Here is a 6,404-nt window from a genome sequence, read left to right as displayed (position 1 = left end):
TCGAAAAGGATCTGGAGGCCGCCATCGGCGCCCGCCTGACCGACCGCATGGCCGAGACCGGCGCCAAGATCAGCGTCGACATCCGCGAGGTCGAGCTGTCCAACGTGTTTGAACGCGCGCTGAACCTCAGCGATGCCGTGCTGATGGGTCAGGTGAACATCACCGATGACACCGACAACAGCAATTTCGACGCCTATGAGCTGAGCATCACGATGGATTCCAGCAAGATCATCCTGCCCGAGGGCGTTTCGGCCGACCAGATCCAGATGGCCGAGATCGGCACGCCGGAAACCTATCAGAACCTGATCACCAGCTTTGCCGATCAGGTCGTCGCCCGGCTGAAATAACCCCACGCGCCGTGCCGCCCCTGCGTCTTGCCTCGCGCGGCTGGGACCCGTCTCAGGTCCAAAGCCCGGCACGGCCCTGCCCCGCCTCCCTTTCGGGGGGCGGGGTTCAGCGCCGTTCCGGCCCCCTGTCCTCGCGTCACCTGCCGCTTTGCCCGCCGCTGACATGTTGACCCCGCGCGCGCAGAGCGTCACTGATGCCATGACGCCGCCGCAATGGTCGGGCGCGATTTGAACCTGTGGGGCATGCGGTGAGAACACGGCTCGGGCCTTACCTGCCGCAAATCGCTTTCAGCCTCGCGCTGATCCTGGGCGCGGGCATGACCTTCGCCGTGCATCGCAGCGCCGAACAGCGCGCCGTGGCGCAGTTTCAACGCGAGGCCGATCTGGCCGTGGACCGGGTCTTTGCCCGGCTGCGCCAGCATCTTGTGATGTTGCGCGCGGCGCAGGGGCTGTTCGCGGCCTCGGGCGGCGCCGTCTCGCGCGAGGAGTTCCGCCGCTTCCTCGCCGCCTTTGACGGGCAGGAGGAGCTGGGCGGCGTGCAGGGCATCGGCTTTGCCCGCATGATTCCGGCCCGCCAGTCCACACAGGCCGAAACCGAGATTCGCCTGCATTACGGCCAGGATGTCACCCTGCGCCCCACCACGACCGATCAGCCTTGGCGCACCCCCATCGTGCTGCTGGAACCGCAGGACAGCCGCAATCGCGCCGCTTTGGGCTTTGACATGTTCTCTGATCCCAGCCGCCGCCGCACCATGGAACAGGCGATGAGCAGCGGCAGCGCCCGCATGACCGGCCCGGTCAAGCTGGTGCAGGAGATCACCGCCAATAAACAGACCGGCTTCCTGATCTACCTGCCCTATTCCGGCACGCCGGTGGCGGGCGGGCCGCCGGTGGCGGGCTTTGTCTATGCGCCCTTCCGGGGCGGCGATCTGTTTCACGCCGCGCTGGCCGCCGGGCCAGAGCTGTCGATCGCATTGCGGGTGACGGATGCCGGGGCGGTGGGCGAGGTGCTGTTCGATGGCCTGCCGCCCGGCGAGACCGATGGCCACCGCCTGACCCGCGTGGCCGAGGTGCTGGGGCGGCAATGGGTGTTTCACGTGCAGGAAACCGGCAGTTCCGCCCTGCGCCATTTCGGCACGGCGCTGATGGCTGCGGCCTCGATCCTTCTGGCCACCGCCACCGGCTTTGCCATGACCGCGCGCCAGCAAGAGGCCGCCCGCGCCCGCGATCTGGCCGCCGCCGCCGCGCGCGAGGCCGATTATCGCGGCCTGCTCATCGACGAGATGAAGCACCGCATCAAGAACCACATCGCGCGCATCCAATCCATCGCGCGGCAAAGCGCCCGCTCTGCCGCCGATCTGCGCAGCTTTTCCGAAAGTTTCGATGCCCGGCTGCAAGCCATGGCCGGCGCGCAGGAGGTGCTGGCGGGCACCGCCGTGCCGCAGGCCGATCTGGCCTCCATCCTGCGCCGGGAATTGCAGCAATGCCTCGACACGGCCGAGGTCGATCACCTGATCGACGGCCCGCCCGTCCGGCTGGACGAGCGGCAATCCCATGCCTTCGCCCTCATCGCGCATGAGCTGGTGACCAATGCGATGAAATATGGCGGTCTTTCGGCCCATGGCAGCGGGCTGGCGGTGCGCTGGCAGGTGACGGCAGATCACCAGCTGGCGCTGGACTGGATCGAGACCGCCCGACCCCAGCCGCCCAAACCCGCAGCCTCGAAACCGGCAGCGCCGGGCCGGGGCGGTTTTGGCTCGCGGCTGATCGAGGCCAGCTTGCAGGGCGAACTGGCGGGCCATCTGACCCGCGATTTCACCCCGGAAGGCCTGCATATCCGCCTGCATTTCCCGCTGAAACCCGCTCTGCAAGCCTGACGCCGCCGACGCGCGGGGGCCTCCCCGTCAGCGCCCTGCCCTGTCAACCCTCCACCTCGGTCAGCCCTCCACCTCGGGCAGCGATTTCAGCGCATCCGCACTGATCGCCAGATGCACCCGCACCTCGCCCTTCACCGGCGCATCGGCGGGCCGCGCCACCGTCACCTGCGTCAGCGGCACCGCCACCGTGCGGGCGCCAATCCCCCACAGCCCGCCGATCTCCACCAGCAGGCCCTGCAACCGGCCCTCGGGGCTCAGCTGCACATCGCGCACGGCGGCCACGCTTTCCGCCGCCAGATCGCGCACCTCGGCGCCCAGCAGCATCTCCGCCGTCCAGGTTTCCGGCGGCACGGGTTCCAGGCCCGGCGGCAAGGCGGCCTGCGCCTGCACGGGGGTTGCGGCCAGAGTCGCGGCCAGAGCCGCCACCAGAGCCGCCGCAGGCCCTGCAACAGGCACCACGGCGCGCACCAGATTTCGCAACATCATGGCAGTCTCCTTTCCGATACGCGCCCCTCGCCCGGGGCGCGCCTTCAGAGGAGAAACACGCCACAGGGGGCGCCGGTTCCCCCCGGCGCCCCGCTCTGTCGCACCTGTGTCATATCTGCCCCGCCTCAGGCGTGCAGCGTCTCGGTCGAGGCGAAGAACATCGCCTGACTGACCGCCGAACGCACCTGTTCCTCGGTATAGGGCTTGTTGATCAGGAAGGCCGGCTCCGGGCGCTCGCCCGTCAGCAGCCGCTCGGGGAAGGCGGTGATGAAAATCACCGGCACATCGCCGAATTGCGCGATGATCTCGTTCACCGCCTCCACGCCCGAGGAATTGTCGGCCAGCTGAATATCCGCCAGGATCAGGTCGGGCCGCTCTGCCGCCGCCAGATCCACCGCCTCGCGATGGGTGCGGGCATTGGCGGTCACCCGATGGCCCATCCCCTCCACAATATCGGTGATGTCCATGGCGATCAGCGCCTCATCCTCGATCACCAACACCGAGCCGCTGACCGAAGCCTCCATTTCCTGCATCGCGGTCGAGACCAGCCGCGCCGCCTCCTCGCCCGTCAGGCCCATGATCTGCCCCACCTCATCCAGCGTGAAACCCTCGATGGTCGACAGCAGCAGGGCCTCGCGCGAATTGGGGGTCAGCCGCGCCAGATGCGCCTGCGCCGCGCCGCCCAGCCCGGTCTCGGCCTCGGCCACCGGCGCCCCGGAACTTTGCCAGATGGAGTGAAACACGCCAAACAGCGCCACCCGCGCATCGGGTCGCGCCGCCACCAGATCGGGATCGGTCACCACCGCCTCCAGCACCGCCACGGCATAATTGTCCCCGCTGGACTGATTTCCCGTCAAGGCACGTGCATACCGGCGCAAATACGGCAGGTGTCGGGCGATCAGCCCCGAAAGATCAGCCGCATCCTGAATGGTCGCGTCCTGTGCACTCATGGAAAAAAACTCCAATTATTTTTCCTTGTTCCGGGAACCTAACCCGCAGGTAGGGCGTTTGGTTCCCGAGCATGTGGAGATTTTGGCGAAATTTCTGCGGTAATCCGATGTGACAATGAAACGTGTGAGACCATGGCAGGCGCGAACGAAGACGACACCCCCAAACGTCAGGCGATCCGGGCGCAGATCGACGAAAATCTGAAGCGCGTCTATGCGCAGGCCCTTTCCGAGGAATTGCCCGACCGTTTCAAGGATTTGCTTGCCCAGCTCAAGAACGGCACCGCCGCCTCCACCCCTGACAAATCCGGGACCGGTGATACGCCATGACCGCAAAACGCGTTGCAACCACCCCCGGCGCCGACCCGAGGGACCGGCTGGCCGAAGCGATCCCGCGCCTGCGCGCCTTTGGCATCAGCCTGACCCGCGATGTCACCCTGGCCGATGATCTGGTGCAACAGACCATCCTCAAGGCCTGGTCCAATATCGACAAATTCGACCCCGCCACCAATCTGGACGCCTGGCTGTTCACCATTCTGCGCAACAGCTATTACTCCACCCTGCGCAAGACCCGCCGCGAGGTGCAGGACAGCGAGGGCACCTTTGCCGCCAGCCTCTCCGAAAAACCGGCCCATGACAGCCGCCTGGCCATGCGCGATTTCCAGCGCGCCTTCGACCGGCTCTCTCCCGAACATCGCGAGGTGCTGATCCTGATCGGGGCCTCGGGCTTTTCCTGCGAGGAGGCCGCCGAAACCATGGGCGTCGCGGTCGGCACCGTGAAAAGCCGCGCCAGCCGCGCCCGCAAGCGCCTGGCCGAGCTGTTGCAGCTGGAGGAGGGCGAAACCATGTTCGGCGATGGCGACGGGGCCATGCAGGCGGTCGTCCTGCGCTCCCCCGCGGCGGCGCATTGAAGGCGCTGCGCACAGCCCTCAGCTCGACCAGCAGTCTGGGGTTCCGTCTGGGTTCGATGCTGGTGCTTGCGCTTTTGCCGCTGGGCGTGCTGTCCATGGTGCAGGCGCAGATGGCGCGCGAGCAGATCCGCCAAACCACGCTGGATGGCATCGGCGGCGCCACCTTTCAGGCGGTAGAGCCGCAGATCACCATGATCCGCGACGCCCAGACCACGGTGCGCCTGCTGGCGCAGGATCTGGGGCGCGGCCTGCCCGAGGCCGCCGAATGCGTGGCGCGGCTGCGCGCGCTGGCCAAGGCGGTGCCCGAGGCCAGCGTGATGGGCTATATCCCGATGTCGGGCCAGATGGATTGCGCCTCCAATGGCCGCCGGCACAATTTCGCGGGCGATCCGGTGTTCAACCAGATGATTGCCCGGCCCGAGCCGACGCTGGTGTTCAACCCACATGGCCCGGTTTCCGGTCGCGCCGTCATCGGCATCAGCCATCCGGTGCTGGATGCGGGCGGGCGCCAGATCGGCGTGGCGGCCATCGCCATTCCCAATCAGGCCATCACGCTGAGCGATTATGCCGAGAACGGCGCCGAAGACAGCGCCCTGTGGCAGCCCGCCCTCATCCTCGCCTTCACCGGCAATGGCACCCGGCTGGCCAGTTCCCTCCCCGAGGCCGAGGAGCGGCGCCTGATGCCCGAGGGCGTCACCCCCACCACTCTCGCGACCGAGGCCGGGGCGCCGCGCTTTGTCACCAGCCCCGACGGGCGCGAGCGCATCCTTTCGGTCGCCGCCGTCGCCGATGACCTCTTCCTCACCGCAATTTGGCAACCGGAGGAGGCGCACAACTGGCTGGGGTCAGCCTTTGCGCCCTATCTCTTGCCCGCCCTCACCTGGGCCGCCGCCCTGCTCGCGGCGGCCTTTGGCGCCGAATGGCTGGTGGTGCGCCATGTCCGCGCGCTGACCCGCGCGATGACCGCCCATGGCAGCGGCACCCGCGCGCCCCTGCCCGATACCGCCACCGCGCCGACCGAGATCCGTCGCCTGCACGCCGTCTATGATCAGCTGCTGGAAACCATCGACCGCGAGGAGGCCGAGCTTCAGAACCTTCTGGTCGACAAGGAGCTTCTGCTGCGCGAGACCCATCACCGCAGCGGCAACAGCCTTCAGGTCATCGCCTCGGTCATGCGCATGTATCGGCGCGAGACCACCGATCCCGGCCTGCGCGCCGTGCTGGACGGCCTCATCAACCGCGTCATCGCGCTTTCGGCCACCCATACCAGCCTTTATTCGCAAACCGGGCGCCGCGATGTGCCGATGGACGAGATCCTGTCCGGGGTCGTGCGCCGCCTGAAAGACATTCACGGCATCGCCCTTGGCACCGCCTCCAAGCAATTCGACCCGATCCGCATGCCGGTTCAGGCCGCGGTGCCGCTGGCGCTGGCCCTGACCGAAACCATCACCTGCCACTTCTCGGCCAAGAACCGCCTCGGCCAGGGCGGGGTGCAGATTTCGCTCAGCCGCCTCGGTGGCCCGCCCGACCCCGATCAGACCCAGCTTCCCGGCGCCCCGCAAGACACCATCCGCCTGCGCGTCTGTGGCCCCGCCGTGCCCGAATTCAGCCCCGAGACGCTGTCCGGCCCCGCCGCCATCCCGCGCCGCATGCTGACGCAATTCGCCCTGCAACTGCATGGCAAGCTGACCATCCGCAGCGATGGCGACCGCTCGCTGGTCGAGCTGATCTTCCCCGGCACGCCGCCCGGCACCGCCGCCCTCTCGCCCGCGCCGCCCCGCGCCCCGGCCTGAGACGGCATCGCGACTGGCCTGAGACTGGCCCTCTTTTCTGCAA

7 protein-coding genes are annotated in these 6,404 nt (G+C 67.8%); 5 read left to right on the top strand and 2 right to left on the bottom strand.

The window, feature by feature from the left end:
• Both JNN06_RS02190 and JNN06_RS02185 read left to right on the top strand, forming a co-directional pair.
• Positions 1-347, top strand: a 347-nt coding sequence (locus tag JNN06_RS02190; protein ID WP_291237961.1) for a hypothetical protein, incomplete at its 5' end; no start/stop codon positions are given.
• Between the two features lie 248 nt (positions 348-595).
• On the top strand, positions 596-2,224 hold the full coding sequence (locus tag JNN06_RS02185; protein WP_291237960.1) for a CHASE domain-containing protein: 1,629 nt from the start codon (positions 596-598) through the stop codon (positions 2,222-2,224).
• Between the two features lie 60 nt (positions 2,225-2,284).
• Here JNN06_RS02185 and JNN06_RS02180 read toward each other — a convergent pair whose 3' ends face one another.
• Both JNN06_RS02180 and JNN06_RS02175 read right to left on the bottom strand, forming a co-directional pair.
• Positions 2,285-2,710, bottom strand: coding sequence for a PRC-barrel domain-containing protein (locus JNN06_RS02180; protein WP_291237959.1), 426 nt, complete (start codon positions 2,708-2,710; stop codon positions 2,285-2,287).
• Between the two features lie 125 nt (positions 2,711-2,835).
• Positions 2,836-3,660, bottom strand: coding sequence for a response regulator (locus JNN06_RS02175; RefSeq protein WP_291237958.1), 825 nt, complete (start codon positions 3,658-3,660; stop codon positions 2,836-2,838).
• Between the two features lie 132 nt (positions 3,661-3,792).
• On the opposite strand from JNN06_RS02175, the gene JNN06_RS02170 reads away from it, so the two are divergent.
• Genes JNN06_RS02170 through JNN06_RS02160 form a run of 3 tightly spaced genes read left to right on the top strand, consistent with a single transcriptional unit; the run spans position 3,793 to position 6,361 of the window.
• Entirely contained in the window at positions 3,793-3,987 is a 195-nt protein-coding gene (locus tag JNN06_RS02170) for a NepR family anti-sigma factor (RefSeq protein WP_291237957.1), read from the top strand.
• Positions 3,984-4,568 carry an RNA polymerase sigma factor gene (locus tag JNN06_RS02165; protein WP_291237956.1) on the top strand — a complete coding sequence of 195 codons (585 nt, stop codon included), beginning with the start codon at positions 3,984-3,986 and terminating at the stop codon, positions 4,566-4,568. Before JNN06_RS02170 ends, JNN06_RS02165 begins: the two co-directional genes overlap by 4 nt.
• On the top strand, positions 4,565-6,361 hold the full coding sequence (locus tag JNN06_RS02160; protein ID WP_291237955.1) for a sensor histidine kinase: 1,797 nt from the start codon (positions 4,565-4,567) through the stop codon (positions 6,359-6,361). The genes JNN06_RS02165 and JNN06_RS02160 overlap by 4 nt, the downstream gene beginning before the upstream one ends.
• Positions 6,362-6,404 lie beyond the last annotated feature (43 nt).

It is taken from the genome of Gemmobacter sp., assembly GCF_016792925.1.
Classification (GTDB): domain Bacteria; phylum Pseudomonadota; class Alphaproteobacteria; order Rhodobacterales; family Rhodobacteraceae; genus Gemmobacter.
This window is presented reverse-complemented; position numbering and strand designations above follow the sequence as displayed.

What these genes read in the sequence shown, in the direction of transcription:
- JNN06_RS02180 (WP_291237959.1), bottom strand. Translation starts at nt 2,710, where the DNA reads ATGATGTTGCGAAATCTGGTGCGCGCCGTGGTGCCTGTTGCAGGGCCT.
- JNN06_RS02175 (WP_291237958.1), bottom strand. Translation starts at nt 3,660, where the DNA reads ATGAGTGCACAGGACGCGACCATTCAGGATGCGGCTGATCTTTCGGGG.
- JNN06_RS02170 (WP_291237957.1), top strand. Translation starts at nt 3,793, where the DNA reads ATGGCAGGCGCGAACGAAGACGACACCCCCAAACGTCAGGCGATCCGG.
- JNN06_RS02165 (WP_291237956.1), top strand. Translation starts at nt 3,984, where the DNA reads ATGACCGCAAAACGCGTTGCAACCACCCCCGGCGCCGACCCGAGGGAC.